The sequence below is a fragment of the Mesorhizobium sp. WSM4809 genome, assembly GCF_055811655.1.
The window spans coordinates 305,309-321,506 of sequence record NZ_JBVVQW010000002.1 but is presented as its reverse complement, the minus strand read 5'-3'; the positions used below and the strand labels follow the sequence as shown (position 1 = coordinate 321,506).

Genomic DNA, 16,198 nt, shown 5'->3' with positions numbered 1-16,198 from the left:
GATGTCCTCGTTCCCCGCCCGGTCTCAACATGGTGGGAGCTTGCTGTCCACAATACATTCCAGATTCGGTATGTTGACAAACGCGAATAATCAGTCGCATTCTTTATCCACGCTGCCTCTTGGGATGACAAGGGGAATTTCCAAGACAGCGCACTGGCATTCTTTTTCGTCCATGGCGTCGCTCCGGTGGGGTGGCAGGTCGTTGGACAAGAGGGTTTGTCGGTCCCAGTCAGTCGTCAAAAGCGCGGAGTTGCGATGTCTGTCACAGGTGCGGGTCACAATGCGGATCTGATCGTCATCAACGGTCTCGTGCAGACCATGGACGACGACAATCCCACCGCCGAGGCTGTCGCCGTCAAGGATGGCGCAATCATCGCCATCGGCAGCCGTGCCTCCATCGAAGAGTTCAAGGGACCGGCCACCAGGGTCATCGACGCCAAGGGCGGTTCGGTGGTCCCGGGGTTCATCGAAGCCCATATGCATCTGTTTTCGGGCGGGGCTGAACTTGCCCACCTTCAACTCACCGGTATTCATGGCTTCGAGGCGCTGCAGAAGGCGATCCGCGACTATGCGCCGACCCGGCCCGACGCGAAGATGCTGGTCGGCCAGGGCGTCGACTACACCGTGCTCGGCAGCGAGCGCGTGACGCGCCATCACCTCGACGCCATCTTGCCCGATCGCCCGTTCTGCATGGCGGCGCCCGACCATCACACCATGTGGGCCAACACCAAGGCGCTGGAAATGGCCGGCATCCTGCAGGGGCGCACGCTTGGTCCGGGCAATGAGATCGTCATGGGTGACGATGGTCTGGCCGCCGGTGAATTGCGCGAAGGCGAGGCCTTTGGCCCGGTGCTCGATCTTGCCGGCGAAGGCCGGGTGCGGCTGGGGCTGTCGACCGGCGGCGAGCCGGACCCGATGCCGACGACGGCGGAGCGGGACGCCGACCGCGACATCATGCGGCGCGGGCTCGCCTGGTGCGCCCGCCACGGCATCACCTCGATCCAGAACATGGACGGCAATCTCTATCAGCTTGAGCTGCTGGCCGAGATCGACGCCGAGGAAGGCTTGCCCTGCCGCGTCAAGATCCCGTTCCACTACAAGAATTTCATGACACTCGACATGCTCGCCAAGGCGTCTGATATGGCCGAACGCTACAACAGCGAATGGCTGTCGTCGGGCATGGTCAAGGTGTTCTACGACGGCGTTCTCGATTCCTGGACAGCTGTCATGGTCGAGCCTTATGCCGACCGGCTCGACTGGGTGGGCGAGCCGCTGTTCACGCCGCAACAGTTCATCGATCTGGCCGTCGCGGTCGACAGACGCGGGCTGCAGATCGCCGTGCATTCGATCGGCGACGGCGCGGTGCGCGCGGTGCTCGACGGTTATGAGGCGGCGCAGAAGGCGAACGGCAAGCGCGACAGCCGTCACCGCGTCGAGCACATCGAGGTCACCACCACCGCTGATGTGCCGCGTTTCGCCGAACTCGGCGTCATTGCCTCCATGCAACCGCCGCATCCGCCGGGCGCAATGGATTTTCCACTGGAGCCGACGGTATCGCGCATCGGACCGGCGCGCTGGCCGCTGAGCTATGCCTGGCGGACCTTGAAGGATGCCGGCGCGCATGTCGTCTTCGCATCCGATTGGCCGGTGTCGCCGATCGATCCGATCCTGGGCATTCAGGCGGCAGTGTTGCGCAAACCGTGGGCAGAAAGCGACCCGGACCAGAGTTTCTCACTGCATGAAGCGATCGCCGGTTACACGATCGAGGGCGCCTACGCCGAATTCGCCGAGCACCGCAAGGGCACGCTGAAATCAGGCTACATGGCCGATCTGGTGGTTTTGTCGATGGATATCGAGAACACCGCCCCGGCCGACCTGCACAAGGTGCGGCCGGTGACGACGATTTGCGGCGGCAAGGTCACCTATCAGGCCTGACTATGGCATGGGGCTTGCAGGCCTCAATGACTGATTGAACTGTGGCCCAATGCCGGGCTTGCCAACCCACCGGCCATGTGGTCACATCGAACAGGGGAAGAGCTCCGCCAGCAAGAGCGGGGTCAACAGTGAGGCGTAATCGTGCCGGACAAACCGGATCGGAATGCGATTGAAGTAGTAAACGTCAGCAAAATTTTCGGATCAGGTGAGGGGCAGGTAGCTGCCCTCGACACGGTCTCGGTATCCATCCGCGAGAACGAATTCTTCACGTTGCTGGGGCCATCCGGCTGCGGCAAGACGACGTTGCTCAGGCTGATCGCCGGCTTCGACTTTCCAACCGCCGGTGAAATCCTGCTCTACGGCCAGGACATCGCGCCGCTGCCGCCCTTCAAGCGGCCGGTCAACACTGTTTTCCAGTCTTATGCGCTGTTCCCGCACATGACGGTCGCCGACAATATCGGCTTTGGCCTGGAAATGCTGGGCAAGCCGAAGGCCGAGATCAAGGCGCGCGTCGCCGAGATGCTGAAGTTGGTCAAGATGGAGGCACTCGCCGGTCGTCGCACCAGCCAGATCTCCGGCGGCCAGCAGCAGCGCGTGGCTTTGGCCCGCGCTTTGGCGCCGCAGCCGAAGGTGCTTTTGCTCGATGAGCCGCTGTCGGCGCTTGACTACAAGCTGCGCAAGGAGATGCAGATCGAGTTGAAACGGCTGCAGCACGAGACCGGTATCACCTTCATCTTCGTCACCCACGACCAGGAAGAGGCGCTGACCATGTCAGACCGCATCGCGGTGATGTCATCGGGCAAAATCCTGCAGGTCGGTTCGCCCTGGGATATCTACGACAAGCCGGCGGAGCGCTTCGTCGCCGACTTCATCGGTGAAACCAACTTCCTCACCGCCGCCATCAGCGAGATGGCCAACGGCAAGGCGCGCGCCACGCTCAAATCCGGTGCGACCATCGAGGCGACCGTGGCCCAGGGTTTCCAGCCCAAACCCAACGCCACGGTGGTGGTTCGGCCCGAACACGCCAAGCTGACCAAGGCCAAGGGCGAACTGTCGGGGACGGTCGAAAACATCGTCTATTTCGGTACCGACACCCACATCCATGTTCATCTCGACAGTGGCGAACTCTTCACCGTACGCCAGCAGAACACGCGCAGCGCGGGCTGCGGTTTCGAGAAGGGCGACGCAGTCGGCATCCTCATCGGCAGCGATGCCGCTCAGGTTCTGAAGGACTGACGATGGCGACCGCGGAAGAAGTCGCCAAGGCAGCGGAGCGGCGCGATGTCCGTGACCGCTGGCTTTTGTCAGCGCCAGCGCTGCTGGTCATTTGCCTCGCCGCGACCGGCCCCTTGCTGATCGTGCTCGTCTACTCGTTCCTGACGCCAGGCTCCTATGGCGACGTGAAGTGGCAGTTCTCGCCGGAAGCTTGGGTATCGGTGTTTCTGGAACGCGATATCTTCGACGACACGCTTTCGATCGCCGCCGCCCACGTCACCATCTTCCTGCGCTCGATCAAGCTCTCGGTGGTGACGACGATCGCCACTTTGGTGCTTGGTTTCCCGACCGCCTATTTCATGGCGACGCGCAGCGAAAAGACCCGCGATCTCTGGCTGTTCCTGATTACCATTCCGTTCTGGACCAACCTTTTGATCCGCACCTTCGCGGTGCTGCAGATCATCCGCAACGAAGGCATCGTCAACACGATCCTGCTCAAGCTCGGCATCATCTCGGCGCCCATCCAGATACTCTACACCGACACGGCGATCCTGATCGGCATGGCCTATGTCTACCTGCCACTGATGGTGCTGCCGATCTATGCCAGCATGGAAAAGCTCGATTTCCGGTTGGTCGAGGCGGGGTACGACCTTTACGCGTCGCGCTTCCAGGTGCTGCGGCGGATCATCTTTCCGCTGGTCAAGCCGGGGGTCATCGCCGGCTCCATACTGGTCTTCATTCCAGCACTTGGCGCCTATGTGACACCGAGCGTTCTTGGCGGCGGCAAGAACATGATGTTGTCCAACCTGATCGAACTGCAGTTCGGGCAGGGCCGCAACTGGCCACTCGGCTCGGCGCTGTCGATCGCCGTCATGATCATCGTCATGGTGGCGCTGCTTGCCTATGTGCGCAATGCCGGAAGATCGGGGGTGCGTCATGGCTAAGAACTTTTCCATCAAGCACCAGCCAGGATTCACCGCGATCGCCGCGACCTGCTTTATCGTGCTGTACCTGCCGATCATCGTGCTGGTCATCTATGCCTTCAACGCGGCGAGCTCGACCTCCGAATGGGGCGGCTTTTCGCTGAAATGGTTCCAGTCGGCATGGCAGAACACGCAGGTCGTCGATGCCACGCTGCGTTCTTTCCAGATTGGCTCCATCGCGGCGGTGCTCTCCACGATCTTTGCCACCATGGCGGCGCTCGCCACCACCCGCACCGCGCCCTATCCCGGCCTCACCTTCAAATATGCGGCGATCAACCAGCCGCTGATGGTGCCCGAGATCGTCACCGGCGTGGCGCTGCTGATCTTCTTCTCGCGCATCAAGATCTTCACCGGCTATTCCGGCATCGGCTATCTGGTCGCCGCACACACGGCGTTCTGCATTCCCTTTGCCTATTTGCCGATCCGGGCGCGGCTTGAGAATATGGACCTGACGCTGGAGCGTGCCGCAGCCGACCTCTACGCGACTCCCTGGAAGGCTTTCCGGCGCATCACGCTGCCGCTTCTGTGGCCCGGCATCCTGGCCGGGCTGATGCTGGCCTTCGTCATCTCGCTCGACGATGTCGTCATCACCGAGTTCGTCAAATCGGGCGGCCAGGACACGCTGCCCACCTACATGCTCGGCCAGATCCGCCGCGGCATCACACCCGAGATCAACGCGATATCGACCGCCTTCCTGCTGCTTTCGGTCGCGATCGTCACGTTGTTTTTCTTCGTCAGCAGGAAACGAGACTGAACCGAAAAATGGGAGTTAAAACCATGAACTGGAAGACAACAGCAACCGCCATGGGGTTGGCGTTGCTCGCCTCGACGGGCCTGGCCCGCGCCGACGGCGTGCTCAACATCTACAATTGGGGCAACTACACCAGCCCCGACGTGATCAAGAAGTTCGAGGCCAAATACAACGTCAAAGTGACCATCACCGACTACGATTCCAACGACACCGCGCTGGCCAAGGTTCGCCAGGGAGGCACCGGCTTCGACATTGCGGTGCCGTCGCAGACCTACGTGCCGATCTGGATCAAGGAAGGCCTCATCCAGGAGACCGATCCTGGCAAGATGGAAAACTTCAAGAACGTGGCGCCGGAATGGGCCAATCCCGATTTCGATCCGGGACGCAAATACAGTGTTCCATGGGCGTGGGGCACGATCGGCGTGGTCGTCAATACCGATGCCTACAAGGGGCCGGCCGATAGCTGGGGCATCATCTTCAACACGCCTGACGAGCTCAAGGGCAAGGTCAATGTCGTTCCGGAGATGGGCGATGTGATGTTCGCCGCGATCAAGTATGTCGGCGGCCAGCAATGCACCGACGACAAGGCGGTGCTGAAGAAGGTGCGCGACCTGTTGGTGGCGGCCAAGCCGAACTGGATCGCGATGGAATACAACACCATCGAGAAGATGGGCGCCGGCGACTTCAAGGCGACCAGCGACTGGAACGGCTCGGCGCTGCGCCAGCGGCTGGCCAACCCGGCCATCCACTACAACTATCCGAAAGAAGGCTTCGGCCTGTGGAGCGACAACGTCGTCGTTCTTAAGGAAGCCAAGAACGTCGAGAACGCCAAGCTTTTCCAGAACTTCATCATGGACCCGGAAAACGCGGCAGGTCTCTCGGCCTTCCATCGCTACGCCAATGCCATCACCGGCTCGGACAAGTACATGCCGGCCGACATGAAGGACGCGCCCGAAGTCATCATTCCGGCCGCGGACAAGCCACGTGGCGAGCTGCAGCAGATGTGCTCGCCGGAGACCCAGGAAATTTACACCAAGATCTGGACCGAGTTGCAGAAATAAACTGGGTTCGACGGACCCGGCGGCACACGCCGCCGGGTCCGTTTTCATGTTCAAGGGACTCGGCCGTCATGGACTCCTATCGCAATTCCGATCCGCGGCCGCCGATCATGCAGGGCTCGCCGCCCGCCATGGTACCGCCGAAGCTCGACTGGGACCGGCCGCCGTGGAACCGCTGGGCGTTCCAGCACATCCGTGAAATTCTGCCGACCGCCGAAGTCTGGCGCGGCAACGGCCATCGCCACCGCTTCGAACGCGCCGAGGCCGATCTCGACGGGCTGGCGGTCGAGGACAGCGAGGGCATGCCGACGACGCTCGCCGGGTTGCTCGACGAGACCTATACGGACGGCTTTCTGGTGCTCAAGGACGGCAAGGTCGCCTATGAGCGCTATTTCAACGGCATGGATGAGCGCACGCTGCACTTGTCGCAGTCGATGGCGAAGTCCGTTACCGGTTCGGTGTTCGGCATACTGGTCGGGCGCGGCCTGATCGATCCGGCCAGACTGGTAACAGATTACCTGCCGGAACTCGGCGTTACCGGCTGGACCGGCGCCAGCGTCCAGCATGTGCTGGACATGACCAGCGGCGTCCGTTTCTCAGAGGAATATACCGACCGCTATTCCGACATCGGCCAGGTCGATGTCGCCACCGGCTGGAAGCCGGTGCCGCCGGACAGCGATCCGGCCTTTCGTTGGCCCTCGCACATGTTCGAGCTGATCCTCGGCTTGAAGGACACGATCCGCCCGCACGGGGCTCAATTCGAATACCGCTCGATCGAGACCGACGTGCTTGCCTTCATCATGGAGCGGGTGACGGGCAAACGGCTGCCGCAGGTAGTTTCGGAAGAACTCTGGCAAAAGCTCGGCGCTGATGAAAGCGCCTGCTTCACGGTCGATAGCGCCGGCTATGCGGTGGCCGACGGTGGCTTCAACGCGACGCTGCGCGACTATGGCCGCTTCGGCCAGCTGATCCTCGACAATGGTGGCGGCGTCGTGCCGGCCGGCTGGGTCGAGGCGACGCGCAACGGCAGGCATGGGCCGGACTTCAGCCCCAGCCTGCCGGAGGGCAGCTATCGCAACCAGTTCTGGATCGAGGATCCGCGCTCGCGCGCACTGATGTGCCGCGGCGTGTTCGGTCAGATGATCCATATCGACTGGAACACCGGAATGGTCGTGGTGAAGCTTTCGACCTGGCCGGATTTCGCCAATGGTGCCTATTCCATAGCGACGCTGAAGGCCGTGCACGCTATCGCCGCCACGGCACTTCGCTGAGCCCCCACAAGGAAGAAACGACCCGGAAGGAAACGCCATGACCGGCAAGACCGTGTTCGAGACCCGCTATGGCTTCCGGCGCAACCAGGTGGTGCTCGCCAACTGGCGCGAGAACCCGTTCAACCGGTGGTCGTTCCAGAATCTCGGCGAACTGGTGCCGACCGCCCGCGTGGCGGCGACGTCGGGCGTTGTCGAAACCCCCGTGTGCGATATGGGCGGGCTGCTCGGCGAGAAGGTCACGGTGGCCGGCATATCGGAGACAGTGGCTGAATTTCTCGCGCGTTCGAGCACCGACGCACTGACGGTGATGAAAGACGGCAAGATCGTCGGCGACTGGTTCGCCCCGCATATGGATTTCGGCGCCCGCCACATCATCTTTTCGATCAGCAAGTCGCTGACCGCCATCATTGCCGGCATTCTGGAAGGCGAGGGCGTATTCGACCCGGAAGCGCCGGTGACGGCCTACATCCCTGAAGCCGCCGGCTCGGCCTATGGTGATGCGAGCGTGCGGCATGTGCTCGACATGAGCGTCAGCCTCGATTTCGAGGAAGCCTATCTCGATCCGGAGAGCGCTTTCGCCCGCTATCGTCGCGCCACGCTGTGGAATCCGGGCGGCGGCACGGAGAGCCTGCGCGAATTCATTTTGACCCTGCAACGCCTTGCAGAGCCGCATGGCCAGACCTTCCGCTACCGCTCGCCGAATTCCGACCTGCTCGGCCTGCTGCTCGAGCGCGCGTCGGGCCAGCGGTTCACCGACCTGATGCGCGAGAAGCTGTGGCTGCCGCTGGGCGCTGTCAGCGAAGCTTCGATCGGCGTCGACATGGAAGGCACGGCGCGCACTGCCGGCGGCATTTCGGTGACGCCGCGCGATCTGGCGCGTGTTGGCGACATGATGCGGCAAGGCGGGGTGGCCAATGGCCGCCGCATCGTGCCGGAAGCCTGGGTGCGCGATACGGTTGCTAGCGGCGGCAGTTCCGAGGCTTGGCAGCGCGGCGCGATGCAGCCGCTGTTCCCGAAGGGCCGCTATCGCAACAAATGGTACCAGACGGGCTTGCCGAACGGCGCCTATTGCGGCATCGGCATTCATGGCCAGTGGCTGTATGTCGATCCCAGGACCAAAGTGGTGATCGCCAAGATGTCGTCGCAGCCCGAGCCGGTCGACGATCCGCTCGATGTCGAAATCGTCGCCTTCTTCGAGGCGCTGAGCCGGATGGTCTAGACTGGACCCGAGCATTAGAGCGGTTCACGGCTTGATGGAATCGAAGGGGATTCCCGATTTGTCTTTTTTGTGATTCAAGATGCTGGCTGGAGTGGAGGCCAGCATCTGATGACCCGACCTCTTTCCAATGACCTTCGCGAGCGGGTTGTGGCGGCGGTTTTGAGTGGTGAAAGCCGCCGGTCTGCCGCCAAACGGTTCGGCATTTCGGTTTCGGCCGCGGTAAAGCTGTTGCAGCGCCATGAGACGACCGGCTCGGTGGCACCGGGCAAGATGGGTGGACACCGCAAGAGAGTGCTGGAGCCGCACCGTGCCTTCATCGAGGCGCGTATACGTGAGACGCCGCATCTGACGCTGCACGGTCTGAAGGATGAGTTGGCCGGGCGCGGGGCAATGCGGTGTGGCTGTTCCTGCGCCGCGAGGGCCTGAGCTTCAAAAAAAACGCTGTTCGCCCTTGAGCAGGCGCGCGCTGATATCGCCCGCAGGCGCCAGCGATGGCGATCCTGGCAGACCGGCCTCGATCCGCAGCGCCTGGTCTTCATCGATGAGACCTGGATCAAGACCAACATGGCTCCGCTGCGAGGTTGGGGGCCGAAGGGCAAACGGCTGCGCGGCCTGGCTCCGCACGGCCACTGGCGCACGTTGACCTTCCTTGGCGCGCTGCGCTGGGATCGGCTCGCGGCTCCTTGCGTCTTCGACGGCCCGATCAACGGCCAATGCTTCCGTGCCTATGTCGAGCAGCAGCTCGTCACCGTTCTAAAGCCTGGCGACATCGTCGTCATGGATAATCTGGGAAGTCATAAGTCGGCAGCCATCAGGCAGATGATCAAGGCTGCCGGCGCCAGGCTTTGGTATCTGCCGCCCTACTCTCCAGACCTCAATCCGATCGAGCAGGCCTTCGCCCAGATCAAACACTGGATGCGCCAGGCTCAGAAACGCACCGTCGAGGATACGTGGCGCCACATCGGCCACCTCGTCGACCCATCGAGGCAGCCGAATGCAAGAACTACTTCGAAAACGCCGGATACGCTTCCGTCAAAACGTGAAAGGCTCTAGCGCACGCTTTCCTGTGGACCCGCCGGGCTGATCGAAGCGCGACGGTTGGCGGGCCGGACGTCTGCGCCTATGGTCGCCGCTCTTTGGATGAGAGCAGGTACGACATGGCATCCGACATCAAGCGCATTGCAGCCATCATCGCGGCCGAGATCAGCGCGCGGCCCGAACAGGCGGCCGCGGCGATCGAACTCCTCGATGAGGGCGCGACAGTGCCGTTCGTGGCGCGCTACCGCAAGGAAGTCACCGGCGGGCTCGACGACACGCAATTGCGCGATCTTGCCGAACGCCTTGCCTATCTGCGCGAGCTCGATGCGCGCCGCGACACCATCCTTGGCTCGATCCGCGAACAGGGCAAGCTGACCGAGGAGCTTGAAGGCAAGATCGTCGCCGCCAGCACCAAGGCGGAACTTGAGGACATCTACCTGCCCTACAAGCCCAAGCGCCGGACCAAGGCCGAGATCGCCAGGGAGCGCGGGCTGGGGCCGCTGGCCGAAGCCATCCTGGCGAACCGCTCATTGGTGCCTGCCGAACTGGCGCTGGCCTATGTCAGCGAAGAGGTGGCCGATACCAAGGCAGCGCTCGACGGTGCGCGCGACATCCTGTCGGAACAATTCGCCGAGAATGCCGATCTGGTCGGCAAGCTGCGCACCTACATGAAAGAGCGCGCCTTCATGCGCGCCAGGGTGGTCGACGGCAAGCAGGAGGCCGGCGCGAAATTCTCCGATTATTTCGACCATGTCGAGCGCTGGGCCACCGTGCCGAGCCATCGGGCGCTAGCCATGCTGCGCGGCCGCAACGAGGAAGTGCTGTCGCTCGACATCGAGGTCGATGCCGATGACACGTCGCCGGTGAAGCCGGTGGAGCGGATGATCGCCAATGCCTATGCAATCGGCGGCAGCCTGCCGGGCGACCGCTGGCTGATGGAGGTCGCCGGCTGGACCTGGCGCATAAAACTGTCGCTGCACCTGACGCTCGACCTGATGCGCGACATGCGCGAACGAGCCGAGGAAGAGGCGATCCATGTCTTCGCCCGCAATCTGAAGGATTTGCTGCTAGCGGCTCCTGCCGGTTCGCGCGCCACGATGGGACTCGACCCCGGCATCCGCACCGGCGTCAAGGTGGCGGTGGTCGACGGTACCGGCAAGGTGCTGACAACGACGACGGTCTATCCGTTTCCGCCGAGGAACGATGTGCGCGGCACCCAGGCGGAACTCGCCAAGCTCATCCGTCTGCACAAGGTCGAGCTGATTTCGATCGGCAACGGCACCGGCAGCCGCGAGACCGAAAAGCTGGTAGCGGACATGCTGTCCGACATGCCGGCTGATGGTGGCCCGAAGCCGCTGAAAGTGATCGTCAGCGAGGCGGGCGCCTCGGTCTATTCGGCATCGGCGACGGCGGCGGCGGAATTCCCCGGTCTCGACGTGTCGTTGCGCGGCGCGGTGTCTATCGCCCGGCGCCTGCAGGATCCCTTGGCCGAACTGGTCAAGATCGAGCCCAAATCGATCGGCGTCGGCCAGTACCAGCATGATGTCGACCAGTACCGGCTTGGCCGCTCGCTGGAAGCGGTGGTGGAAGACGCGGTCAACGCCGTCGGCGTCGACCTCAACACCGCCTCGGCGCCACTTCTGGCGCGTGTTTCAGGCCTAGGCGCATCACTGGCCGACGCGATCGTCGCCCATCGCGATGCGACCGGGCCCTTCGCCAGCCGGAAGGATCTGCTCAAGGTGGCTCGGCTTGGACCTCGGGCCTTCGAACAGTCCGCCGGCTTCCTGCGCATTGCCAATGGCAGCGAGCCGCTCGATGCCTCGTCGGTGCATCCGGAGGCCTATGGCGTGGCGAAGAAGATCGTCGCCGCCTGCGGGCGCGATGTGCGGTCGTTGATGGGCGATAGTGCCGCGCTGAAGGCACTCGACCCGCGCGTCTTCGTCGACGAGCGTTTCGGCCTGCCGACGGTGCGCGACATCCTGGCGGAGCTGGAAAAGCCCGGCCGCGACCCGCGCCCAGGCTTCAAGACGGCGACCTTCGCCGACGGCATCGACGACATCAAGGATCTGAAGCCCGGCATGCTGCTCGAAGGCACGGTCACCAATGTGGCCGCCTTCGGCGCCTTTGTCGATATCGGAGTGCATCAGGACGGGCTGGTGCATGTCTCGCAACTGGCCGACCGGTTCATCAAGGACGCGCATGAGGTCGTGAAGGCCGGCGATGTGGTCATGGTGCGGGTCGTCGACGTCGACATCAAGCGCAAGCGCATCGCGCTTTCCATGCGCAAGGATGGCGGCGAGGGTGGCGCACCGCGTGGCGGGCCACGCGACAATGGTGGCGGCAGGCCACGTTCGCCGGCACCGCAGCAACGCCAGCCGGAGCGGCCGGCACAGCAAGGCGCATTCGGTGCTGCCTTGGCGGATGCGCTGAAGCGAAAGTAGCTACCACGCCAGAACGGCCGGCTCCTTCTCGACCCGGCCCAGCAGCCAGTCGCGAAAACTGGCGACTGGCGGATGGCCGCGCTTGTCATGCGGGACGACGAGGTAATAGGCGCTCCGGCTTTGCATGGGGTGGCCTGGCGCCGGCACCAACTGGCCGCGCTGCAATTCGCCTGCAATGAGGATCAGCGGCAGCAGCGCCACGCCGAGCCCCGCCATGCAGGCCTGGGCGGCGGTGCCGAACTGCTCGAACTGCATGCCCGGTCCGTTCGGCGCGCTCAGGCCCTGATGCTCGAACCATTCGGTCCAGGCGCCAGGACGCGTCGCCATGTGCAGCAGCGGCAGGCGGCCGATATCGGCCGGTGAGGCGATGGCGCGACCGGCGAGGAATTCGGGCGACACGACCGGCGCCACGGTTTCGCGCACCAACAGTGTCGAGTCGGCCTCAGGCCAGTCCGGCAGGCCATAGTGGATGGCGGCATCCAGCCTCTCCCTGGCAAAGTCGAAGCGGCCGACGCGAGTGACGAAATTGATGGTGATATCGGGATTGTTTTCGACGAAATCGGGGATCATCGGCATCAGCCAGCGCGTGCCGAAGGTCGGCAGAATGGCAAGGTTCAGGATGCCGCTATGCCGATTGCTCATCAATCCAAGGGCTGCGTCACGCAACTGGCCAAGTGCCGAACGCACCGCCTCGGCGTAGATTTCGCCCGATGTCGACAGCCTGACATTGCGGCTGTCGCGTTCGAACAGCCGGCGGCCGAATTGGTCCTCAAGCGATCTGATCTGCCGGCTGACTGCGCCCTGGGTCAAATCGAGCTCCTGGGCGGCAGCGGTGAAACTGCCCAGCCGGGCCACAGCCTCGAAGGCGGCAAGGGCGCTTATGTTGGGCAAAAGGCGGCGTTGGACACTCATGATCCATTCCTAGAGCTCATTGATCGGTGAATCAATTTCGTTTGATTTTTTCGAGACGCAGGCCGATAGAACGGGCCAACATTTTGCTTTTTGCTTCATGCATGTCATCGTTTTGAGCGACATGCATTGGTTTGGGAGAAACGCGATGGCCGCCGACAAGAACGCATTCGCCTGGGAAGATCCGTTCCTGATCGAGGGCCAGCTTTCGGAAGACGAGCGCATGGTGCGCGACGGCGCGGCCGCCTTCGCCGCCGACAAACTGGCGCCGCGGATCGAGGACGCCTACCTCAACGAAACTTTCGATACCGCGATCTTCCGCGAAATGGGCGAGGCGGGCCTGCTCGGCATCAACATCCCCGAGGAATTCGGCGGGCTTGGCGCGAACTACGTCACCTATGGGCTGGTCGCGCGGGAAGTCGAACGTGTCGACTCGGGTTATCGCTCGATGATGTCAGTGCAGTCGTCGCTGGTGATGTATCCGATCTACGCCTATGGCTCGGACGAACAGCGCAAGAAGTACCTGCCCAAGCTTGCCAGCGGCGAGTGGATCGGCTGTTTTGGCCTGACCGAGCCGGATGCCGGCTCCGACCCGGGCGGCATGAAGACACGCGCCGAGAGGACAGCCAACGGCTACAAGCTGTCCGGTTCGAAGATGTGGATTTCCAACGCGCCGGTCGCCGACGTGTTCGTCGTCTGGGCGAAGCTGAAGGGCGAGAACGGCAAGGACGAGATCCGTGGCTTCGTGCTGCAAAAGGGCATGAAGGGGCTTTCGGCGCCGAAGATCGGCGGCAAGCTGTCGCTGAGGGCGTCGATCACCGGCGAGGTGGTGATGGAAGGCGTCGAGGTCGGCGAAGACGCGCTGCTGCCCAACGCAAAAGGCCTTGGCGGACCGTTCGGCTGCCTCAACCGGGCTCGCTTCGGCATTTCCTGGGGCTCGATGGGCGCCGCCGAGGATTGCTGGCACCGCGCCCGCCAATACGGTCTCGATCGCAAGCAGTTCGGCAAGCCGCTGGCCGGCACGCAGCTCTACCAGAAGAAGCTGGCGGATATGCAGACCGAGATCGCGCTTGGGCTGCAGGCATCCTTGCGCGTCGGGCGACTGCTGGATGAAGGCAAGATGGCGCCGGAAATGATCTCGATCGTCAAGCGCAACAATTGCGGCAAGGCGCTCGACATCGCCCGCCAGGCCCGCGATATGCATGGCGGCAACGGCATCCAGATCGGCTACCACGTCATGCGCCACGCGCAGAACCTGGAGACGGTCAACACCTATGAAGGCACGCATGACGTGCATGCGCTGATCCTGGGACGGGCGCAGACGGGGATACAGGCGTTTTTCTGAGCCGGCAACCGTTGCTTAAATTAGGTGCACCGCAACATCTCTGCTTGGAGAATGGTCGCCAGATGTGTCAGGGTTCAGCGAAATCGTTTGAAACGCTGAATTCCGGGGCTCCATGGCAATTCTGGCAGCTGTCTACCACCTGACCCACTACAAGTACGACCGGCCGGTGGTTCTCGGGCCCCAGATCATCAGGCTGCAGCCGGCGCCGCATTCCCGCACCAAGGTGCTGAGCCATTCGCTCAAGGTCGAGCCGGCCAACCACTTCGTCAATCTGCAGCAGGACCCCTACGGCAACTTCCTAGCCCGCTTCGTCTTTCCGGAGCCGGTGACGGAGTTGAAGATCGAGGTCGACCTCGTCGCTGACATGACAGTCTACAATCCGTTCGATTTCTTCGTCGAGCCGTCGGCCGAGGCATTTCCATTCGAGTATCCGGAAGAAATCCGCGACGATCTCGCCATCTATCGCACGCCGGAACCGGCGGGACCGCTGCTGTCGGCGCTGCTGAACACCATCGATCGCAGCGCAGCCAACACCGTCAATTTCCTAGTCGACCTCAATGCGCGGCTGCAGCGCGAGATCGCCTATATCGTGCGCATGGAAACCGGGGTGTTCTCGCCGGAAGAGACCTTGGCCGCAAAAAAGGGGTCATGCCGGGATTCGAGCTGGCTGCTGGTGCAGATCCTGCGCAATCTCGGCATCGCCGCGCGCTTCGTTTCCGGCTATCTGGTCCAGTTGAAGCCCGATCTGGTGGCGCTCGATGGTCCAGCCGGAACCGCGGTCGACTTCACCGATCTGCATGCCTGGTGCGAGGTCTATCTTCCCGGCGCCGGCTGGATCGGCTTCGATCCGACCTCGGGCCTGCTCACCGGCGAAAGCCATGTGCCGCTGGCCGCCACGCCGCATTTCCGCAACGCGGCTCCCATTTCCGGCATGGCAAGCTTCGCCAATGTCGAATTCGGCTTCGAGATGCGGGTCGACCGCATCGCCGAACATCCGCGCATCACCAAGCCATTTTCGGACGAAAGCTGGCAGGCCCTTGATGCGTTGGGCAACAAGGTCGATGCAGCGCTTGCCGGCGGCGACGTGCGGCTGACGATGGGCGGCGAGCCGACTTTCGTGTCGATCGACGATTTCGAGTCGGCCGAGTGGAACACCGCCGCCGTCGGTCCCACCAAGCGCGAAAAGGCGGACGAACTGATCCGTAAACTGCGCGAGCGCTTCGCGCCCGGCGGCTTTCTCCACTACGGCCAGGGCAAATGGTATCCGGGCGAAAGCCTGCCGCGCTGGACCTTTTCGCTCTACTGGCGTGCCGACGGCCAGCCAGTGTGGAGCGATCCGTCCCTGATCGCACGCGAAAAGAGCGAGGCCGATATCGGCCCGAAGCAGGCCGAAAGCCTGCTCACCGCGATTGCCGGCGAACTCGGCATCGACAAGACCATGGTCAGCGAAGCCTATGAGGATCCGGCCGAATGGCTGCTCAAGGAAGGCAAGCTGCCCGACAATGTCGATCCGTCCAACTCCAGGCTGGAGGATCCGGAAGAACGCAGCCGCATGGCGAAAGTGTTCGAACGCGGGCTGACCAAACCGTCCGGCTATGTGCTCCCTGTCCAGCGTTGGAACAGCCAGGCATCGGATCCGCGCTGGCGCTCGGAAAAATGGAAGACGCGGCGCGGCCGGCTGTTCCTGGTACCCGGCGATTCACCCGTCGGCTACCGCCTGCCACTCGGCACGTTGCCCTATGTGCCGCCGGAGCAATTCCCCTACATCGTGCCGGTCGATCCGTCGCTGCCACGCGGACCGCTGCCCGCGCGTGAAGCCATCCTGTCCTCGGCGGCTCCGGCTGAACTGGAAGGCGCCGACGAGATGGCGCGCCGCCAGCAAGCGGCATCGTTCACCGCTGCGACCGGCCAGCAGGACCGGGTCGAACAAGAGATCACCGAGATCGGCGGGGGGGGGGGGGGCGCCCCGGGGCGGGGGGGGGGCGCGGGGGGGGGGTGGGGGGGGGGGGGGGCGCGGGGGCCGGGGGCGGGGG

At 63.2% G+C, this 16,198-nt stretch carries 11 protein-coding genes and 1 pseudogene; 11 read left to right on the top strand and 1 reads right to left on the bottom strand.

Going from position 1 to position 16,198, the window contains the following annotated elements:
• Positions 1 to 255: 255 nt before the first annotated feature.
• The 9 genes and pseudogenes from AC0L24_RS06040 (at position 256) to AC0L24_RS06000 (ending at position 11,911) form a co-directional block, all read left to right on the top strand.
• Positions 256 to 1,935, top strand: a complete 1,680-nt coding sequence (locus tag AC0L24_RS06040; protein WP_473563562.1) for an amidohydrolase — start codon at positions 256 to 258, stop codon at positions 1,933 to 1,935.
• 141 nt (positions 1,936 to 2,076) lie between these two features.
• A complete protein-coding gene (locus AC0L24_RS06035; protein WP_127380735.1) occupies positions 2,077 to 3,171 on the top strand; it encodes an ABC transporter ATP-binding protein in 1,095 nt (364 codons plus the stop codon).
• Between the two features lie 2 nt (positions 3,172 to 3,173).
• Entirely contained in the window at positions 3,174 to 4,094 is a 921-nt protein-coding gene (locus tag AC0L24_RS06030) for an ABC transporter permease (protein ID WP_292694202.1), read from the top strand.
• Positions 4,087 to 4,887 carry an ABC transporter permease gene (locus tag AC0L24_RS06025; protein ID WP_023809983.1) on the top strand — a complete coding sequence of 267 codons (801 nt, stop codon included), beginning with the start codon at positions 4,087 to 4,089 and terminating at the stop codon, positions 4,885 to 4,887. Before AC0L24_RS06030 ends, AC0L24_RS06025 begins: the two co-directional genes overlap by 8 nt.
• A 23-nt stretch (positions 4,888 to 4,910) precedes the next feature.
• Positions 4,911 to 5,945, top strand: a complete 1,035-nt coding sequence (locus tag AC0L24_RS06020) for an ABC transporter substrate-binding protein (RefSeq protein ID WP_023809982.1) — start codon at positions 4,911 to 4,913, stop codon at positions 5,943 to 5,945.
• A 68-nt stretch (positions 5,946 to 6,013) separates the two neighbouring features.
• Entirely contained in the window at positions 6,014 to 7,213 is a 1,200-nt protein-coding gene (locus AC0L24_RS06015; protein WP_127809429.1) for a serine hydrolase domain-containing protein, read from the top strand.
• Positions 7,214 to 7,250: 37 nt separating this feature from the next.
• Positions 7,251 to 8,432, top strand: a complete 1,182-nt coding sequence (locus tag AC0L24_RS06010) for a serine hydrolase domain-containing protein (protein WP_127397434.1) — start codon at positions 7,251 to 7,253, stop codon at positions 8,430 to 8,432.
• 108 nt (positions 8,433 to 8,540) lie between these two features.
• Positions 8,541 to 9,475 (top strand): annotated as a pseudogene (locus tag AC0L24_RS06005) (IS630 family transposase).
• Positions 9,476 to 9,589: 114 nt separating this feature from the next.
• A complete protein-coding gene (locus tag AC0L24_RS06000; RefSeq protein WP_473563561.1) occupies positions 9,590 to 11,911 on the top strand; it encodes a Tex family protein in 2,322 nt (773 codons plus the stop codon).
• Here the strand turns inward: AC0L24_RS06000 and AC0L24_RS05995 are convergent, their stop codons facing one another.
• The gene (locus AC0L24_RS05995) at positions 11,912 to 12,823 is read right to left on the bottom strand and encodes a LysR family transcriptional regulator (RefSeq protein ID WP_292133796.1); all 912 of its coding nucleotides are present in this window, start codon (positions 12,821 to 12,823) and stop codon (positions 11,912 to 11,914) included. It abuts the gene before it with no gap.
• A gap of 145 nt (positions 12,824 to 12,968) precedes the next feature.
• Here AC0L24_RS05995 and AC0L24_RS05990 point away from each other — a divergent pair, with 145 nt between their 5' ends.
• Positions 12,969 to 14,165, top strand: a complete 1,197-nt coding sequence (locus tag AC0L24_RS05990) for an acyl-CoA dehydrogenase (RefSeq protein ID WP_473563560.1) — start codon at positions 12,969 to 12,971, stop codon at positions 14,163 to 14,165.
• 112 nt (positions 14,166 to 14,277) lie between these two features.
• Positions 14,278 to 16,198: transglutaminase family protein (locus AC0L24_RS05985; RefSeq protein WP_473563559.1), on the top strand; the 1,921-nt coding region annotated here is incomplete at its 3' end.